General features: G+C 33.0%; 17 protein-coding genes. All 17 read right to left on the bottom strand.

The features are described from left to right. Positions 1-80 precede the first annotated feature (80 nt). Positions 81-2,861 (bottom strand): hypothetical protein, encoded by a 2,781-nt coding sequence (locus QMN76_RS07305; protein ID WP_282023417.1) that lies wholly within the window; start codon positions 2,859-2,861, stop codon positions 81-83. A gap of 135 nt (positions 2,862-2,996) precedes the next feature. Beyond that, the gene (locus QMN76_RS07300; protein ID WP_282023418.1) at positions 2,997-3,356 is read right to left on the bottom strand and encodes a hypothetical protein; all 360 of its coding nucleotides are present in this window, start codon (positions 3,354-3,356) and stop codon (positions 2,997-2,999) included. Between the two features lie 200 nt (positions 3,357-3,556). Then, positions 3,557-4,351, bottom strand: coding sequence for a LysM peptidoglycan-binding domain-containing protein (locus QMN76_RS07295; RefSeq protein WP_282023419.1), 795 nt, complete (start codon positions 4,349-4,351; stop codon positions 3,557-3,559). 222 nt (positions 4,352-4,573) lie between these two features. Next, a complete protein-coding gene (locus QMN76_RS07290) occupies positions 4,574-4,987 on the bottom strand; it encodes a hypothetical protein (RefSeq protein WP_051461909.1) in 414 nt (137 codons plus the stop codon). A gap of 169 nt (positions 4,988-5,156) precedes the next feature. Next, positions 5,157-5,720, bottom strand: coding sequence for a hypothetical protein (locus QMN76_RS07285; RefSeq protein ID WP_282023420.1), 564 nt, complete (start codon positions 5,718-5,720; stop codon positions 5,157-5,159). A 10-nt stretch (positions 5,721-5,730) separates the two neighbouring features. Beyond that, positions 5,731-6,174, bottom strand: a complete 444-nt coding sequence (locus tag QMN76_RS07280; protein WP_051461910.1) for a DUF4054 domain-containing protein — start codon at positions 6,172-6,174, stop codon at positions 5,731-5,733. Continuing rightward, positions 6,171-6,530 carry a hypothetical protein gene (locus QMN76_RS07275; RefSeq protein WP_282023421.1) on the bottom strand — a complete coding sequence of 120 codons (360 nt, stop codon included), beginning with the start codon at positions 6,528-6,530 and terminating at the stop codon, positions 6,171-6,173. The genes QMN76_RS07280 and QMN76_RS07275 overlap by 4 nt, the downstream gene beginning before the upstream one ends. Before the next feature lie 3 nt (positions 6,531-6,533). Continuing rightward, positions 6,534-7,604 carry a major capsid family protein gene (locus tag QMN76_RS07270; RefSeq protein ID WP_282023422.1) on the bottom strand — a complete coding sequence of 357 codons (1,071 nt, stop codon included), beginning with the start codon at positions 7,602-7,604 and terminating at the stop codon, positions 6,534-6,536. Positions 7,605-7,615: 11 nt separating this feature from the next. Then, the gene (locus tag QMN76_RS07265; RefSeq protein WP_282023423.1) at positions 7,616-8,146 is read right to left on the bottom strand and encodes a structural cement protein Gp24; all 531 of its coding nucleotides are present in this window, start codon (positions 8,144-8,146) and stop codon (positions 7,616-7,618) included. Positions 8,147-8,148: 2 nt separating this feature from the next. Continuing rightward, on the bottom strand, positions 8,149-9,396 hold the full coding sequence (locus tag QMN76_RS07260) for a DUF2213 domain-containing protein (protein WP_282023424.1): 1,248 nt from the start codon (positions 9,394-9,396) through the stop codon (positions 8,149-8,151). Positions 9,397-9,446: 50 nt separating this feature from the next. Beyond that, positions 9,447-10,316, bottom strand: a complete 870-nt coding sequence (locus QMN76_RS07255) for a hypothetical protein (RefSeq protein ID WP_282023425.1) — start codon at positions 10,314-10,316, stop codon at positions 9,447-9,449. 100 nt (positions 10,317-10,416) lie between these two features. Next, complete coding sequence (locus QMN76_RS07250) at positions 10,417-11,790, bottom strand: DUF1073 domain-containing protein (RefSeq protein ID WP_282023426.1); 1,374 nt, start codon at positions 11,788-11,790, stop codon at positions 10,417-10,419. Between the two features lie 54 nt (positions 11,791-11,844). Further along, the gene (gene terL, locus QMN76_RS07245) at positions 11,845-13,305 is read right to left on the bottom strand and encodes a phage terminase large subunit (protein WP_282023427.1); all 1,461 of its coding nucleotides are present in this window, start codon (positions 13,303-13,305) and stop codon (positions 11,845-11,847) included. Beyond that, positions 13,253-13,441, bottom strand: a complete 189-nt coding sequence (locus tag QMN76_RS07240) for a hypothetical protein (protein WP_282023428.1) — start codon at positions 13,439-13,441, stop codon at positions 13,253-13,255. Before QMN76_RS07240 ends, terL begins: the two co-directional genes overlap by 53 nt. 363 nt (positions 13,442-13,804) lie before the next feature. Continuing rightward, positions 13,805-14,782 carry a GlxA family transcriptional regulator gene (locus QMN76_RS07235; RefSeq protein ID WP_282023429.1) on the bottom strand — a complete coding sequence of 326 codons (978 nt, stop codon included), beginning with the start codon at positions 14,780-14,782 and terminating at the stop codon, positions 13,805-13,807. Between the two features lie 1,005 nt (positions 14,783-15,787). Next, complete coding sequence (locus QMN76_RS07230; RefSeq protein WP_034338140.1) at positions 15,788-16,321, bottom strand: hypothetical protein; 534 nt, start codon at positions 16,319-16,321, stop codon at positions 15,788-15,790. A 543-nt stretch (positions 16,322-16,864) separates the two neighbouring features. Continuing rightward, on the bottom strand, positions 16,865-17,638 hold the full coding sequence (locus QMN76_RS07225; protein WP_282065935.1) for a hypothetical protein: 774 nt from the start codon (positions 17,636-17,638) through the stop codon (positions 16,865-16,867). Positions 17,639-18,080 lie beyond the last annotated feature (442 nt).

Below are 18,080 nucleotides of genomic sequence, written 5' to 3'. Positions count from 1 at the left end.
CGTAATTTTTGATGATTATTCCAATAAAAAAGACATCTAAAAAGATGCCTGACCTAATTATGAATAATATTTATAAATGGTTAAAAATCAGATAATGCTACGCGTTTCCATTTATTAGCCGCTACACAAACATAATGGTAATTTGTATCATCTTTAAACTCACCCGCATTACAAGAAACGGTCGATGATGAAGGAGTAGAAAGCTGCCCTTGAAAACTCTTCCCTATAAATTTTGAAGCTGAAATTTGATTACTGACACCAACATTACCTATAAATTTATAATTATTTCCATAATGGTTATTTGTGAAGTAAACAGTATTCGCATCTAGTTGATTTTTCCATGAATCGATTTTTGCATCGCGGTTATAAAAAAAATTAATATCTAAATTATTAGTATCAGTACTATTGGTTAAAAAACGAATGGAACCTGTATTGGATAACAATATAAATGGTGAGTATACTTGTTTACTATTAATATTAGCAGTTACCTCTTTATTTTCATTTAACCCAGCAACACCATTAGCAATATCAATATTGGATTTAGGTATAGCTTTTTCTACTTTATCAATAGCATCATTCACAGATTTACCATTAACACTCAACTTGTTAATTATATTTACGTTATTATCTTTATCAACGATTAACCCAAGTTTAGTATTTTCCCCTTGACCAGAACCAAGTGCAATACCACCTTTATAATTTAACGGATCAAAAATCACTTGCCCCAATACAGAGCAAAGAGTTTTATCTTTTATATTTTTATCATTACATGTCGGAGAATGATTATAGGCCAACGAATTATATGCTGGTGATTTTGTTGCTCCAAAATGTAACGAATAATTTGCTGCAGCTTTACCCATTGCAGTTTTTGGATTATCATTAGACATATATGAAAACAGCTGATATGTATCCCCTCCTGGAATCATAGCAGAACCCAAAGCACTTATAACTTGCTCTTCATTGTTATTTCTTAATGAATCCTTAGTCTGACCCCAGCTAAAAACAGAAAAACCAGCATCTGTATCAATAACTTTTCCTCCACCTTTAAAAACACCATCAACTTTTAAACCAATTGGCATATTATTAAACCCAGCCAAACGCAACATGTAACTACCTGTTGCGAAAAGTTTCGATCCACTGTGACCCCAGGTCATAGTTAAACCTCGTGTAACAACTTCACCATTATGATCATTAGGAATCCAAAAATCCCACTCATTATCATAATCTCTTGTAATAGAATCAGGTGCTTTCGTATAAGATTGTAAAGAAAAAGAATTGAAATTTTTCTTTGTTAAACCAAGGAATAATGTTGGTTTACTGTATCGATGATAGTTAGTGTTATAACGATCCGTATCAGTACCAGGATACTTATAACGTAACTGATAGTCATATTGGTCATTTGTATGAATTGCATCCTTTATATTCCCTGGCGTGCCAGCGGTTCCAGTCTTAGAAGCATCATTTAATGTTTTCCAACCTCCTGACTGCCCTGTTCCTGGATAATAATAAGTTTCTATGTTTATAACTGAATAATCAGCAGTTTCAGATCCACCAGCTTCATATCCATAATAATAATTTGGCATATCAACATTTGCAGCATCTTCATTATTACCACCTTCAGTACTATGCATACCATTAGCAATATTGGTCCACAAAGCCATCCGTGAGTGAATAAGAGCAGCCTCTTTAGCGCTTAGTTTAGGATAAATTTTTACATTTGAATTTCCATATTCTATAGCATAAGCAGTACCATCAGAAGAATAAAATTTAATATTTACGTTATCTGTAGTTGTCAAAGAATTTGCTAACTTGTAGTTAATCGGTAATTCAACAATAGTAATATCTTTACTTGCGTCATATACCCCTGGTGTTACTTTGACAGGTATTATTTTCCCATGTTCATCAACCAAAGCTTTCCCTTCTGCATTTAATACATTAACACCATCCATTTCACAACGAGCTTGTCCACTATCATAACCAATACCACATCCAAATGTTCCTTTAACCTGAAAAGTATTAGCACCAGAAGCCTGTGCTACAGCTATTTGATAATCATTTCCTGTAACAACATAAGATCCATCAGAATTTTTAACCAGTGTATTTCCACCAATGACATCTAATGGTGAATTATCAGTTGTACGAACATCCATATTAATAGCCTCTGTTTCTCCTGCACCACCACGATGTGACGATTGAATACCAGCCATATTCGTAAATTGATAACAACTTCCACCCAAGTCTCCTCCACCTGTTGTTTGACAAGTAGCTTTAATACCAACATATCCGTTTCTGGTTCTTCCACCCATTTGCAATGTATTTCGCCGAATATATTGGTCATCGGGAATAAAAATTAAGGGTAACTCAGCTTTATCATTATACGATGAAATATTCTCATATTTACCTGCTATTGCAAGATTTGCCTTATTAATAGCAGAAAATACACTTTGATTTTTTAAGATTATATCGCCTGTAGTAGCAACACTGCCATTAAACTTATACTTATTACCATACTTGTTATTGGTAAAGTAAAATGTATTTGCATCTAATTCATTACTCAGATTATCCTTATTACCAGCATCACGGTTAAAGAACATATCTATTTCATTGTTATTGCTATCAAGACTATTTGTAACAAACCGTAATCGATCATTTTTCTTGTTTAACTGAACACCATCTGTTAAAATTTTGCTATTGTTAACATCTGCTGTTATTTGCTTACTGGCATTTAATCCTGCCACACCATTAGCCGCATTAACTTGAGATTTTGCCACGTAATCTTCTGCTTGCGCAAAAGAAGACATAAGGCCAGCACAAACCACCATAAGGCTTGTACTAAGTCCTAATATTCCTCTTAAATTCATTCTGAAATTCCTAAAAAATTATAGTTATTATAAAGTGTTAAAAACATGTATTTTAACCATAAAAAAACGCAATATATTTACTATATATTGCGCAGCATAAATTTGATTAAATTGTCTATATTGATATGAGATATCTTATAGTTTTTCTTGGTCTTTTCCCTGTATTGTTTTTTGGGCATCACAATAATAAAAAAGAGCCCCCATAATAATTGCAACTGAAGGTGCTAAAGAAAATAAACAAGCATACATTGTAAATTTATCTAGGGCGGATGGAGTAGATATTTCTGTTACTGAAGAAAAATACCAATATGCTATCCCTAATTCTATTAGAAATACAATTAAAAAAACTATAAAAGAGGGTAGTTTACGAGCCTGGACAGAAGCTTCTTGTAAGGATTTTGAAACTGAGATCAATAATGTCATAACGACACCAATTGCAATAACAAAACCAAAACTGCCCACTATTCCTGCTTTTAAAAAAATTACTAAATCCATAAACAACCTACTGATTTTAAATAAAAATTATTTTAATAAAATTATTAAAAAGTCGCAATATAATTAATCAAGTATCGTTTAAATATATATTTATCTTTAATTAATTAAACTATATTTTTTTAAATTAGTTTAAATTTCTTAAAAATATCTTAATCACTTGCCTACAATATCAAATCTAAATCAATTCTGGTTATAACGAATTAATAAACTACTTTAAACCATGAAGACTCTATATTTTGGAAAGCATAACGTAATTTTTGCCGATATCGATAATCACCTTTAGCATTATATTTCCTTGCAACACTAGAAAACGTCATTGGCACCCAACCTTTAATAGTTTTTTTTACAGTTGCTTTTTTATATCTAAGTTTTACACCCATATGTAAATTACACTTATTGATTCCTGGATTTAATTGCTTAATAATTCCAACTGTTGTTTGATGTGTCACCGCAATTTTATTTAAACTATCACCTACTTTGATAGTTACAATATGTTCCTTGGCATCATTATCTGCGACGGTTTTATAACCAATTTTCGCATGTCGCATTAACAGATAAGCTACACCTGCTTGAATATTTAATTGTGGATTATAACGTATTTTTTCTTTATTTTTAATGGTTAAGTTAGATACATATTCAGGAGGAATAACTAACTCTGCACCTTCACTTTGAATACGAAAATTACCATTCTTTAGGCGTATTTTTTTAAGATGTAACAATGCTATTAATCCAGCATCTCCATGATTACCAATTTGCATAGGACGATATCGCCACGCAGAATGTTTATGCCCGCTTTCGATCCATATCATTGCCTTGACCAAACGCCAGTCTAAATCATGATAATTTGACTTTGGATATTTATTTCCAAGATAGCGATTAAACACCTCTACGATTTGACGAATATCAGCATCATATTGGTTACGCATATCCGTTGTTTGATAAAAACTATCTGGCCAATGAATATACTGTGTTGCGGGCATGTCATAAGAAGACATGTCCAACCCTTTATTATAAAATTAAATTTTTTTTTATAAATTAAACAATAAAAAAGGCTTTTACTCGTTTGTAACAAACAAATTAAAAGCCTGCGTTCAAAATATATAATTTTGTAAGTCAAATACAATTATCTATTATGTAATTAATATAGCATCTTTCATCAAAAGAGACAATCTATAATTTGACAATTTTATTACTTTCACCGTTTTTTACAAAGGAATTTAATCTACGTAATCTTCAAGCACAGCATCATCATCTTCTGGTTTATCAAGCTGCGCAACAACAGCAACTTTGCACCAATCAGAGTTTTCCCATGCCTCAAGACGCTGTACCACTAACCAACGCCTCCCATAAAACTCTAATAAATCACCCCCTGCGCCACGCACACGATCAATGCCAAAAGCTTGCCCGTTGACATACACAACTTTGCGCTCACCTTGTTGGTTTAAAAAATGAGAATGGCTCAGTTTATCTCCTGGAACAGATTGGATTTGCAGCTCAACTTGAATAGGGTCTTCGTAAATCGGCTTTTGTTGAGTTCCATCTAACTCATACCCTTTTGACCGATACAAAGACCCTATAATATTGGGGTTAACCACCCCAATCATTCCTCTGACTAAATCATGAAGCTTCATGATGGTGTCTTCCCTTTTTTCTTGATTCATCCTATTTTAAAAATAATGCAGATTTTTTAAAATAGGATGAATAATTATAAATAAATACATATTTACAATTATTCATCATTAATAAATGACTAAAATTAATATATTAAAAATACTGATAAAATATTCGATTTGAAATCTATTATTTTCTATTCATCACAAAAACAGACCCATTTAATAAAGGTGGCCAATTTTTATGTGTTTTTAAAAAACTGTTCCATACAGGTCTAGCAATCTTAGTAAAACCAACATTTTTGTCTTGCTTTGCCTTATCTTGATCTGACATATCATTGATACCGCGCAATAATATTTTATTATTGCCAATATTCACAACAACCCCATTGGGAAAACGACAACCAATTACGATATAATCTTGATTATCTTCTTCAATTATGGATACGGTTTTATGAATATCTGAAATTTTATTATGAACTTCAGATGTCATTAATTTATCAATAGGTTGAAAATTATCTATATCAACGTTATTTTCAGAAGTTTCTTCTTGCTCAAAGCAAGCATTTTTCAAACTTAAAGCTGTACGTAATAAACATTCTGTTTCAAGTTGGTCAGTATCGTCCTCTTCATCAATCAAATCCCCATCAACCGCAGCAGAGGTTTTGTCTGATGCTTTAAGTTTTTTAACTTTGAGCGTTTTTTTAACTGAAGCAGCTTTTTTTCTTGTAGGTTTTACCTTAATATCAGTCATCAACTGTTCCTTATGGAAAAATTCTTAATCTTGGATCGGGAATAGGTCGAATATAAAATGTGCTGCGATATCTTTTGCTAAGCGCCCAAAATTCTTGACCATATCGGGTCTGGGACAGCCAAGGATCAATTTTTCCAATGCTGCCTTTGGTATCGACAGACATAGAAACGCTGCCCTCTGAAACAGAAGAAACAGGCCCCATCAATTGGTCACCATCTGCGGTTTTCTTTTGTAATAAAACCAAATGGGAAACCAATAAATTTAATAAAATACGACGCTCTTTTGGACAGCAGACAACCCCTTTACTGCTGGGGTTGAAATAAATTGCAGCACGCTCTGCAATTTTTTGCACATTATTAGGTCGAAAATAACTTTCCAATTCTGGAAAACTTGCTGCCCATTCCGACCACTCAAAAACGACTTCCCGATCCGTTACTTCGGATCGTTCACTCATCCCACTTGTCCTGCTTTGACTTGCTCTAAAGAGTTGGGTAATTTAGAAGGATTAATCCGTTCTAAACCGCTTTTAAACTCTGATTTTTCATCGGCTTCATCTAACAAACGTTTCTTTTTATCAGATGCAAAAATCAGACCCTTTTTAATAGGCTCGAATTCCTGATGATCCTTGATCCATGCTTCCCAAAAATCACGAGGAACTTTGGTTAATCCGACAGACTTTGCAGGGGCCGTAAAAAAAGGCGCTTCAAGGCGCCCACTTTGCATTACTCCATTTAATTTTACACGCTGTTTACCAACATCTAAATAGATCCCGTGCGGTAACTTGCACGCAACCAATACATCATCACTCATTCTTTATACCCCAATCATTTGTGCGACTAATACAGGACGAGTTAAAATTGTTCCCCAAGACCCTTGTGTCAATTTTTCTTTCATCGAAGAGCTTTCACGAACAATACCGTGACTTCGCAATTTTTCAGAGAATGCACAAGTAAACGTATCAATTCCTTGATAGTTCTCTACAAATAATTGTACTAATTCAATTTTAGAATTATTATCATCAGCCCCTTTAGCATCCAAAGAAAGCTGAGGTGCACTCATTTGTGTTAAATTAGGAAAATTCTTTTTCAGCAAATCAAGAACAGAAATACCATATTCATTTGTTTTTAATAAATATGCTTGCACATTATTCGAGATTACTAATTTTAATGGACTATCCATATCCACCGCACTATCTAAGTTGACAACACCTTGTGTTTGGGATTGTAACTGACGATATAAAGCTTGGATATCTTCATAGATCTCCAAGGCGGTTGCTTTTTCCCAAACTGGACTGTTGCTAGCCTTGGCCTGTGGAGCAATTGGCGTTAAAAGATTTGGATCATTTAACGCACCATAATTTTGAAGATTAGCTACCCCAAAGAAATAACTTTGGTTTTGCCAGTGATTAAGCAACAAAGCTGCTGCTAAACGCTTACGAGAAGGCAAATCAATATTGGCAAGGCCTGCACGACCTACTTCACGATCTCCCCATTCAGCAAAAGCTTGTACCAAGAATTGTTGACGTTGAGGGAAATTAGTATTCATACGACTGTAACCAGCTTGATGAAAATCACCGTATGCAGCCACATCACCAGCAGGTTCAACAACCGTAAACATCATTGTGTCATGTAACCAATCACCTTTTTTTGCTTCTCCGTAGATCTGAGCAGCTTTTAAAGGGGCGGTTAAAACATCAATAATTTGAGGATCAATATAAGTCGTAAATTGTGATGGAATGGTGTTATTGGCAGCTGACACAGGTGCAAATGCACTATCTCCCACTCTGGCATTCGTGCTATATTCCATGACATTCGGCAAATGAATACCAAATTCACTTGCTAAAAGTGCTCTGTCACGAGCCCATGATTTTGTTTGAATTGTCATTGATATATTCCTTAAATCCATGCCGAAATGGCAACCAAATCGCCACCTTTGGCGCTCGCCACATATTTATATTTTGTCTCTGTACCACTACCCACGCTTACGTTTCCTGTTGTTACATCGACATTCACAACTTCACCGCGTTGAACCGCAGATGATTCTTTTGGCAAAGCCACTAAAAATTCCCCTTTGTCGTAAACGGTTACCATAAAACCAGCAGGAATGTTCATAGATGCTTCTTCTAAATATTGTGCTGGAACACCTGTTAATTCACGCCCAACAAAACCCGCAGGACTACCCTCACCTTTATTGACAATAGTATGTGTTTCTTCATCTACCCAAACAAAAGACCCCGCTTTGACACCATCGGTACCCGCTTGATAATATGCACCTTTTTGCATAAAATATGCAGGAAGATCACCATTCATAACTAATACTTCTTCTGCTTGAGGATCACCCAGAAATGAAACTCTGACATTGCTAGATGCAAAATCCCCGTGCCAGCCTTTAGCTAGACCTAAATTAACTTTTTGTTGAAAAGACATTATTAAATACTCCGTAACCGTGTTGCGCCAAAACGTTGCAAATCACCTTTTTGCATTCTTTTACTATCGTTTGCTCTACCTTGAGACTTATGAGATAAAATCAAATCAACCGCGTATTTTAATCCGTTATATCCCATAGATGCTGGTGGGGCTTCACCTGTGATTTCTACAAGCACACTGCGCAGAATTTCCTCACCCTCATCTTCGGTGATTGCCCATTCACCAACCAGTGGTTTAACAAGTTGACGAGCTTCTTGAGCTTGTTTGGATTTAGCTTTCAGTTTCTTTTCAATCGAACGTTCCAAAGAAGCTGCATCAAATGCTTGAAAACGTTTTTTTAGAATTTTTTTACCTAAATGATCACAATCAGATACATCTAAATCAGATAAATCTTGATCTTCTGTAAAAACAGTATCTACAGGCTCTTCATCACCGATATAATCTTCACCCTCATCCACCACACGATCTACAGCAGCATCAATTTGATCGTCTTTTACACAATCACAGTCTGCTGCAGTCATATTATTGGATAAAATAGCTTGTAAAATTTTACCGAGATTTTTACGACGTGTACCACTTGCAATTGCTACTGCGTCCTCGACATCACTGCGATTAAGCCCTGTTTTTCCTAGTAAATTTGCCAGAGCTGTTGTTAATTGCAGCCCTGTGTCATTAAGTTTTGGCATTGTGTTATTTAACCTTTCATCTGAAACCCTAACATCTGGACCTGCCCGTCCTTCTGCCACTAATGCGACGTGATCGACATAAATTTCTGTCATAATTCCGTCATATGCTTCCCCATCGAATTCACCCTTATCCATAACTGGTGTAAACGCATAAGAGGCCGATAATTCAGCTTGTGTATTATTTTTAATTGCCTCAATATAATCTCCATCCCAAATCGTGATAGAAGATTGAATATAAGGATAAGAAAAAGCAGGGTCAGAACCCGTTGTTCCAATAACTTTAGAGTTATCCAAACGATCAGCATCTGCTGCTTTATGAACATAAAGAATAGGTCGCTCTTTAAAAGAACCTACCGCTTTTTCCAAAGCGTCAGGTGAACGTAAAAAACGATATTTTTTATTAGGATCTAACCCGTATTGTTTATGGCTGTTAATTTCTGCGCCATAATATTCACAGACATTTGCTTTGGTTAAATTCGTATTATGTACGCGCAAATGCCCGTTCCAGTCTTCGAAACGCATAGACTGCGCATCAAAAACCAAAGTTCTGTTTTTTAATGTCATTGAATTTGTTTATTTTTTATTAATGGCTTTGACTATAAATAATTATGATGTTAAGAATCCATGAAATAAACACCTATTGTTGGGCTACGGTACTCAACTCTTACAACAGGAAGATAAATACCTGTTTTATAATAATAACTATCTCTCATATTAAATGCTTCTGCCCCCCCTTTCTGCATATTTTCTGTTAAATAGAAAAATGCTTGAATTGGCATTGATTTAGCATCTGTTAAAGGTTTAACAATAATTTCATTATAACCAGAACCAATATTTGGATACATCTGAATTGCTCTTAAATTCTGATTAAATAAATCTGCTGTATTGGCTGGTTGTGCATATAAATCTAATGAACCTATACTCATATCAAATGCGCATTGATATTGTTGTTTATGATTTTCATCACCACCTAAAGACATATAATTTTGATACCATAACTCTGCTGTTGTAACAGGATTAAAACCAGCAAAAACATTTTGACATCGTCTATTTGAATCTGGGCGACCACAAGAATCCCCTCTGCCATCTGTCCAAGCATCTGTTGGAAAAGCACAGGTTATTTCAGGTTTAACTTTATCTAATGGTGCTAACATGTTGGGATAATAAATAACCCCAGATAGTTTTCCACCGAAACCCAAACGTGCAGGAATATCTTTACGTATATATGTAAATGAAACACCTTGCCTTTTGATAGAAGCTGGACTTGGATCCCATGCGTTATAATCATTACTATACCCTGTAAAACGAATCATAACTCCTGAACATAAAAAAGCTGGTCTTTTGGAAGAGCCGCAATTATTAACAATTTTGCTATAATTTGCATTTAAATCATCAGCTGTACTTGCACGTGCTTGATAATTTCCACTTACGCTCAATATTGCAACAAATAAAGTTGCAATTGGCGTTATTTTAAACAATTTCATTTTTGTCTCTTTTTATATAAAATGTAAAAATTGAACAAAAAGGCATAAAAAAACCCCCCATAAGGGAGCTTTCAAAACCGTCTTTTGTTCATTGTAAATTTTAGAGATTTTTGTGACTAATTATCTCTTTAATCTGCTTGGTATCAATTGCACCGACACCCAGATAATCTGATAAAATTTTTGCTGTATTTACATCAACTTGTGATTGTTGGACTTCATCTAATTGCCATAATGAGTTGAATTCAAATGTAATATTTTTATCAATCAACCCAAATAAATGTAATTGTACAATTTTTAATATAATATCAATTGGTCCACGCAATACTGATTGCTGTAAAGCAGAAATTTTGTCATAAAAACAGCGTATTTCTCCATCAGAGGAAGCATTTAATCCAGAAGGAGTAATCCCTAATAATTTCACCAGTGGGATACCAGAAATAGAGGCTAAATGTTCTTGAGATTGTGCTTGTAATTTATCTAAACCCGATAAAGGAGTAGAAATATTAGCTAGATCTTCACTATCTTTATCAACAATTTGTAAGCCACGATTATCTCGATAAGCAGCCATTAACTCTGCTCTTTTACTGAGTTCTTCACATCCAGGGCTTAATAATTGTGATAGATCCGTTTTTAACACCATGGTTGAAAAGGATTTAATTAAATCTGCTACTGACTGGCGTGTGCGTAACCAATTATCGACATAAGGTTTACACATAAATGCCAATGGCACACCACCGAAATTATAAGCAGGTTTCAAAATATCAGGCACGGGCTGAGAGATCATTGAAATCAGACGAGAGGCATGAATTTGTTGTCCCAAAACCCACCATACAGAAGGTTTGTAAAAATCTTCACTAAAAGGATCAATAGCATCATAATTCACAGGGGTTACCCAAGTAGGGTCAAGTAATTTAATCGATTTCAGCTCACCTTTTTTAATTTTCTTGGAGGTTAAAAAAAGTGGACTCAATTTTTCTTCATGATCATGCTGTGCTGTTTGCAAATCAATATATAAAAAAGATTGCCCAAAATAGCCTTCTGTGCAAAGCGCCCTACGCATTAATCCTTGAATATCCAAACGTTTAAACTCATTATTAATTTGGTCTATTTTATCGGAATAATTAATTGACTTGTTTAAACTTTTAAAAGTAATCCACTGTCTTGTTGCTTCTTCTGCTCTTGTTTCCACAACCATACGATATTCTCCTCGCAAAGAAAGTTGAGCAAGATAAGGGTATCCAGGAAATCCAATCCCCTCCTCAAACAATGTTGTTATTGGATCATTGGTAACATTGAAATTACGAAATTGATCAATAAAGACACTGTCACTCACGATCGCATGATGAGAATCATCTTCCTCACCAACAATTCCATCTGGAACTTCATAAGGTGCAAACATATCTTGTTTATTTATAAGATCATTTTTCTTCATTCCAGAGATATGAATTTCTCTAAATCTATTTTTTTTAACCATTATTTATTTTCTCAACTATTTTTGAATTGCCAAAAGCAAATGCTGGTCATTAAATCAGCTTTGTTGTTTTTTAATTGCTAATAATTTTGCAAAAGAAGGCATTTTGGGTAAGTTTTTCTTGATCGCAATAAAAGAAAAAGCTCCAGCTGCAGCATCAACCTGATCATCATGAGCTCCCTTTGGAAATGTGCCAAGCTCTTCTAAAAACGATCTATTCCATGGTGCCCTTACTAACGCCACATTCCCCATATTTACCTGAGCTGCAAAAGGATCTGCCCTAGTTGCCTTGTCCCCAGTTTCCCTAACTGATTGAATTTTATAACCAGCAAGTAATTTTGTATAATATTGAACCTGTGCAACACCTGCTTGCCCTGGATCTTGTGGTAATATAATACGCACATCTATTCCATCCTGACTGGCTACACTCATGACCGTTTGTGAAACCTCATCGGGACAACCCCGAAAACGCACCACATCAAGAATAGTATAACCGCCATCCTCATTACGCTGCATCTTGACCCCAACCGTCCAATCAGGATCATATCCTCTTGACGCTTGGCTAGCTGCAAAATCCCAACGTCTGACAGTCTGAACAGATTTAGGAAGAGCATCAATCACAGGAACTTTGAGTGTTTTAAAAAATGATCCTGTCACCAAAGTTGGAATACCCTGATATAAAGATAACCAGTCGCGCTCCCCTACTGCTTTTTCAATTTGCAATAATTCCTGTTCGCCAAAAACATCAGCCCACAACGGTGCATTTAAAGGACGATTTAACGGATCATCTTCCATTGCTCTTGCAGGTAAATGTAAAATATCCCAAACTTCACCCGTGCCATTTTCCATTTCATTCATTAAGCGCCCTGCTAAATCATCAACATGCCAACGAGTAAGAGCCAAAATAATTGCTCCACCTGGCATTATTCTGGTACGTAATACTGATTTATACCAATCCCAGATATTGTCGCGTATGTTCAAACTTTCTGCATCCTGACGATCTTTTACAGGATCATCAATAATCGCCAAATCACCGCCATAACCAGTAATAGACCCACCAACACCAGAAGATAAAAAGACACCTCCTTGATTTGTTTCCCATAAATCCTTTGCTTTGCTATCGGAAGATAAAGAAACTGCGGGAAAGATATTTTTAAATAAACGAGACCCAACGATATTACGAACATCCTTACCAAAACTATCCGAAAGTTTTGCTGAGTAACTGGCTACTATTAATTGTTTAGTAGGATTTCTTCCCAAAAACCAAGCAGGAAAACGTTTGGAAGTAAGCTCACTTTTACCATGCCTAGGAGGCATAAAAACCATAAGTCTTTTTATTCTTCCTTGTTCTACAGCTTCGAGTTTTTCACACAATAAACGATGATGAAGTCCTGTAAAATAATCTTGCTTTGTATAAACTGTAAAATCAATTAGGTGTGCTCTGGCTGATCGACGCTTTTTTAATTCATGAAGGGCTATAACCCTTGCTTGCGCCGATAAAGATTTGCAGCTCTTCATCACTCATTTCCTCTGGCTGCTTTATATTCATTACTTCTAATTTCGACTCTGTTAATTTAGCATGAAGATATGGTGCAACCTTGTAAGCAACATTTAATGCTAAATCATAATTTTCTTCTTCGAGACTTTTATTCATAATAAAAATCATAACTTCTAGAGGCGTTTTTTGTATTTGATCAACTGTTTTACTAATTTTTTTTTTATAATTCTCTTTACAGTTTTTTTAGGTATTATACTTTTCTCAATATCAACTTTTACCACCTTATTAGCCTTTTAAATTCCACCACTGTAAATTTCACATTTACCTCAGCTTTAATTTTATTCCATATGGCAACGAAATTAAATACATCAATAAAAATTACTCTATAGTCATAAAAACAATACGAATTCATAATATTATCCATTTTAACAATTAAAAAAGCGAATGTAATTCACTGTACATTCGCCAACAGCTCATCAATAAATTTAAATCATCTGAACTAGTTTTTATCTATTTTTATCAAATAATAGTAAAAATCTGACGATAAATATTTGGTTTTATACCAACAATTCTAGTAAATACTTTAGAAAAAGCACTTTCATTACAATATCCAACATTAAAAGCAATCTGCTTAATTGATAACTCAGTAAATTCTAAAAATATTTGTGATTGATGGACACGATAACGTTGTAAATACTCTGTAATATTTAGTCCTGTCGCTTTTACGAAGCGCCTTTGTAACGTACGCATCTTTAATTTAGCAATCTGGGCAAGTTTTTTTAAAGATATTGTTTTTTTAATATTTGCATTTTTAATCCAATTCTGGACTCTTAAAATATCAATGTCCCCATGATATAAACAAGGATCGAAAATACAAAAATGACGTTGTTCTCTTCGGGAAGATTGTAATAGGCACATTTTAGCAGTTTCAACCATTACAACTGGCCCTAATAAGCGTTTAATCAAACACAGCCCCAAATCTCCCCAGCACACTCCACCACTCGACGTTACAATATCAACATCATCAATCAACAGCTGATCTAATTGTAATATAATATTTGGAAATAGATGCTTAAAAATATTTCCGTATTTCCAATGTGTCGTCACCACCCTATTTTCTAATAATCCTGTTTGTGCTAATAAAAAAGCCCCTGTGCCAACAGAGGCCAAAATAGTTCCTTTTTGATGATGAAATTGCAAAAATTTTATATATAAATTATCTTCAGAAATAGAAGGAATACCCTTCAAATCTGGGGGAATAATAATTACAGTAAATTCTTTATCTGGATGATACGTTTTTAAAAAAGCAATATCTGCATAATCAATTTTATCCTCCAAATCAATTATACTAACCGTTAAATCTGGAAAAGATTGCTCTGTTATTTTCCGCGCTAATTGGTTGGCTACCATAAATATATCTCTTAAACCCAAAATGGTTACCTCTTGGGCATCAGAATAGCGTAGAATACCAATATGTATTGATTGAAAATTTGTCATTTTTGCCATCAGTATTATTTAAGTTAGAGTGATTACTAAAAAGAAATAAAGGACTTAAAAAATCTCTTTATCTGATTATATTAATATTAAGAAAATGTGATATAAGTTGAAAATTCACTTTTCTTCAAAGATAGGATAAGCAATAAAGCATATTAAATTCAATGAGTTACAATAAAATTTGTTTTTAACACTTATCATTTATATTTCGTTTTTTTAGTTGAAAAACAGAATATAATTGCACAAAATATTTTCAAAGTAATTACAAAATCTCATAAGTTCTAAATTAGTTGAACTTTTTAAACTTACAAAATTTTGTTCAATATCAGATACATATGCATTTGATGAATAAAACTCATTAAATATACAAAATAAATATGTTATATAAAACAAGTAGCTATTAATTGTATTACATGAGCAATATATATAAAAATAGCCTCATTATATTAATAAAAATAATGAGGCTACATAAATAAAATTTAAAGAATATAAACTCTTAATAATATAAACATGGTTTTCTGGAAATAAATATAATATTAATCTTAAATAAAGACGCAATTAATATATTATAGAAACAATTTAACATAACTTTGACAAGAATACAAGTTATATTTACAAAATTATGATCTTATTTATTGATACAAAGCACGACAAAATATTAATGAGAACAGTTTTTTTTAATATTTGAATACATTTCTTAAAGGTTTAGATAAATACATTTCAATTTTATTTTTGAACCATAGTTTGTAGAGTAATTTACAATTATGAAGAATATTTATTTTCTCTTCATAAAACATATAAAATTAGTCTCTCAACAGCTACTTTTCACCTTTGGCATCACGATTAGGCAAATAATATCATCATGCGAAAAGCAAGAACAACCCTTAATGGTTTTGCTCTTGCTTTCATATATATATGTGTTCTGCAAATATAAATCATGAAAAAATATAATTACTATTTAATAATTATATAAAGCAATTTATGTATTATTTTATTAAAATTTTATCATCATTTTAGATATTCATTTTCAATTGCTTCTTCAAGTAAAATAAAAGTAGAAAGCACTTGTCCCATTGTGTAATGTAAATTTAATTTCATTGTTTGAGAAATTTCTTTTGTACTCATATTTCCTAACACAATCATATTTAAAATACTTCTATGATAACGTCCTATTTCATTCCAAATTTTAAACAACTTTTCATAAGCTTCATGTTGAGCAGCTGACGGTTCCCAATGACCACTATTACCTTCTCTTAATAAATTGATTCTAGCATATAGATCACCTGTTTTACCTAAAGCTTTTTCGCATAAGATAGCATATTTTTCTGCACTATCTCTCTGTTCTTGTGTAATAGAGCCCCGATTTAACATTTCATCATAAATGGATTTCCTACGTAATCGTGTAACCCTTACTTTCGAATTTTGGGGATCCTCACCTTTTTCAAATTGATATTCACCCCGCAAATAAGGTAAAATCATCCCTTGCTTTTTAGCAATTTTGGGAAAGCTCACTTTTGTTTTTTTCTTTATATATCCTGTCATTTTATATTACCTCTCAATCAAAATGAATTCATGTATTGTAAACTGTAATTTTCTAAATAATCTCTGTAACAATTCTATATTTCTTTGAACGTTTTTCGTTTATATTCACATTATTTTTCAACTTCATATTCCGATGAATAAAATAATGGTTTACTTTCTATAAATGTTTTTATAAAAAACGAACTAAAGGCAACTCATTAAAATACGGTAGAAATTTTAATTTTAAAATTAAAAATAGATTTAATAACCTGGTGAATAATCATTAAAGTTGCTTTGAGAACGACTACAAAAAATTATAAAATTACCCTGGTTTGGTTTGTCTTAACCGCATATGTATTTGACGATGTTCAATAAAAGAAATTACATTATTAGAATTTTATATAAACTTCCCTCTTGCATCAGTATATGCAAGAACAGTTTTGTTAATTTAATAAAAAAAATTTTATGAAACTTATCTCTAAAATTTGTGCTCTTAAATGCATATCCATACTCTCATATATTGACTAACCGATTTTATTGCTCTGCAGCTAAATAAGTTTGGATTTAAATAGTTTTTTTAATGATAGCTTGTGTTTTTTGATTGACTAGCTGCCTACACCAACGGCGCCAAGCTGCTTCCCAATCCATTTTATTCGCTTCTTTACCTGTCTTTGCATGCCAGTAATCGCAAAAATCTTCTGCAATTTTATCAGGACAAAGATAAAGACGAATAGCATATTGCCGACAATTTTCATCAGGGAGCCATTTCTGTGGTAATCGATAACCAACAAAATTGTAATTTTTTTCTATTATACCCTTGATATTATCGTCTCCTCTCCCCATATAAGTGGGGATGTGTATATCTTGTATTCCAACTTGTATTTTCTTATATAAAGAAGAATCTTTTATAACATCTTGTTCTCCTTGACTTTTTAGGCGATAATCTGATAGTAATTTGTTTTTTTTATAAAGATTATCGCCCTTTTTTAATCCTCCTAATAAATGACTATTTTTTAATCTCCGCTTTTCTTCACGTACAATACGACGACAATATAAGATCCCCTCTTCTGTTACCGAACATACATCATTATCTATTAATTTTTTTAATAGACGTTCAGCTCTGTCTTTGCGAATACCCACACGTTTGGCAATATCAAATACAGTCATTGGGCGGCTATTAATAACTAAATAGCCAATTTGATCGCTTTTATGCATCATTGCAATCAAATTGATCCATAATCCTTGCACCGCTAAATCACAACTTTGTAAATTAATATCATTCAACCAAGCATCCCAATAAAATTTTCCCCAATTATATTTAAAATCTACATTTTCCATAGTGTTTACCTCTAAACACAACATTATATAATTTATCTCGTTATTATAATGTTCTAATATATCACCCAATTCATAAATTTACCTATATAGGTTATTTAATATCATATTATTTAAGCATAATATTTATCCTTTCGTTTTTAAATAAAGATATATCAAAAATATTCTTAATACTTATGCATCAAGTATAAAGTAAGCATACAATTTTTTTTTATAAATTTTTTATCCACTTCTTATCGTTTCATTTCAAAAAAAGAATAAATTTAGTTGCTTGACTTTATGATATAGATGTCTCTATACAATTAATTATTTTGTAAAAGCTCTTGAATATTTGTAGATGAACAATAAATTCCAAATAATAAAACTTCACTTTATTTGAAATATATTCACTTATAAGCATGAAACACCTTACGAAACAAAAAAAACACCTCAACATCAGATATCA

Source organism: Commensalibacter papalotli (ex Botero et al. 2024) (genome assembly GCF_947179115.1).
Lineage (GTDB): Bacteria > Pseudomonadota > Alphaproteobacteria > Acetobacterales > Acetobacteraceae > Commensalibacter > Commensalibacter papalotli.
Note: the sequence above shows the minus strand (reverse complement) of the source record. Positions and strands in the feature narration are given on the sequence as shown.

What these genes read in the sequence shown, in the direction of transcription:
- QMN76_RS07305 (WP_282023417.1), bottom strand. Translation starts at nt 2,861, where the DNA reads ATGAATTTAAGAGGAATATTAGGACTTAGTACAAGCCTTATGGTGGTT.
- QMN76_RS07265 (WP_282023423.1), bottom strand. Translation starts at nt 8,146, where the DNA reads ATGTCTTTTCAACAAAAAGTTAATTTAGGTCTAGCTAAAGGCTGGCAC.
- QMN76_RS07225 (WP_282065935.1), bottom strand. Translation starts at nt 17,638, where the DNA reads ATGGAAAATGTAGATTTTAAATATAATTGGGGAAAATTTTATTGGGAT.
- QMN76_RS07295 (WP_282023419.1), bottom strand. Translation starts at nt 4,351, where the DNA reads ATGTCTTCTTATGACATGCCCGCAACACAGTATATTCATTGGCCAGAT.
- QMN76_RS07285 (WP_282023420.1), bottom strand. Translation starts at nt 5,720, where the DNA reads ATGACTGATATTAAGGTAAAACCTACAAGAAAAAAAGCTGCTTCAGTT.
- QMN76_RS07240 (WP_282023428.1), bottom strand. Translation starts at nt 13,441, where the DNA reads ATGAATAAAAGTCTCGAAGAAGAAAATTATGATTTAGCATTAAATGTT.
- terL (WP_282023427.1), bottom strand. Translation starts at nt 13,305, where the DNA reads ATGAAGAGCTGCAAATCTTTATCGGCGCAAGCAAGGGTTATAGCCCTT.
- QMN76_RS07300 (WP_282023418.1), bottom strand. Translation starts at nt 3,356, where the DNA reads ATGGATTTAGTAATTTTTTTAAAAGCAGGAATAGTGGGCAGTTTTGGT.
- QMN76_RS07260 (WP_282023424.1), bottom strand. Translation starts at nt 9,396, where the DNA reads ATGACATTAAAAAACAGAACTTTGGTTTTTGATGCGCAGTCTATGCGT.
- QMN76_RS07290 (WP_051461909.1), bottom strand. Translation starts at nt 4,987, where the DNA reads ATGAAGCTTCATGATTTAGTCAGAGGAATGATTGGGGTGGTTAACCCC.
- QMN76_RS07230 (WP_034338140.1), bottom strand. Translation starts at nt 16,321, where the DNA reads ATGACAGGATATATAAAGAAAAAAACAAAAGTGAGCTTTCCCAAAATT.
- QMN76_RS07280 (WP_051461910.1), bottom strand. Translation starts at nt 6,174, where the DNA reads ATGAGTGAACGATCCGAAGTAACGGATCGGGAAGTCGTTTTTGAGTGG.
- QMN76_RS07270 (WP_282023422.1), bottom strand. Translation starts at nt 7,604, where the DNA reads ATGACAATTCAAACAAAATCATGGGCTCGTGACAGAGCACTTTTAGCA.
- QMN76_RS07235 (WP_282023429.1), bottom strand. Translation starts at nt 14,782, where the DNA reads ATGACAAATTTTCAATCAATACATATTGGTATTCTACGCTATTCTGAT.
- QMN76_RS07255 (WP_282023425.1), bottom strand. Translation starts at nt 10,316, where the DNA reads ATGAAATTGTTTAAAATAACGCCAATTGCAACTTTATTTGTTGCAATA.
- QMN76_RS07275 (WP_282023421.1), bottom strand. Translation starts at nt 6,530, where the DNA reads ATGAGTGATGATGTATTGGTTGCGTGCAAGTTACCGCACGGGATCTAT.
- QMN76_RS07250 (WP_282023426.1), bottom strand. Translation starts at nt 11,790, where the DNA reads ATGGTTAAAAAAAATAGATTTAGAGAAATTCATATCTCTGGAATGAAG.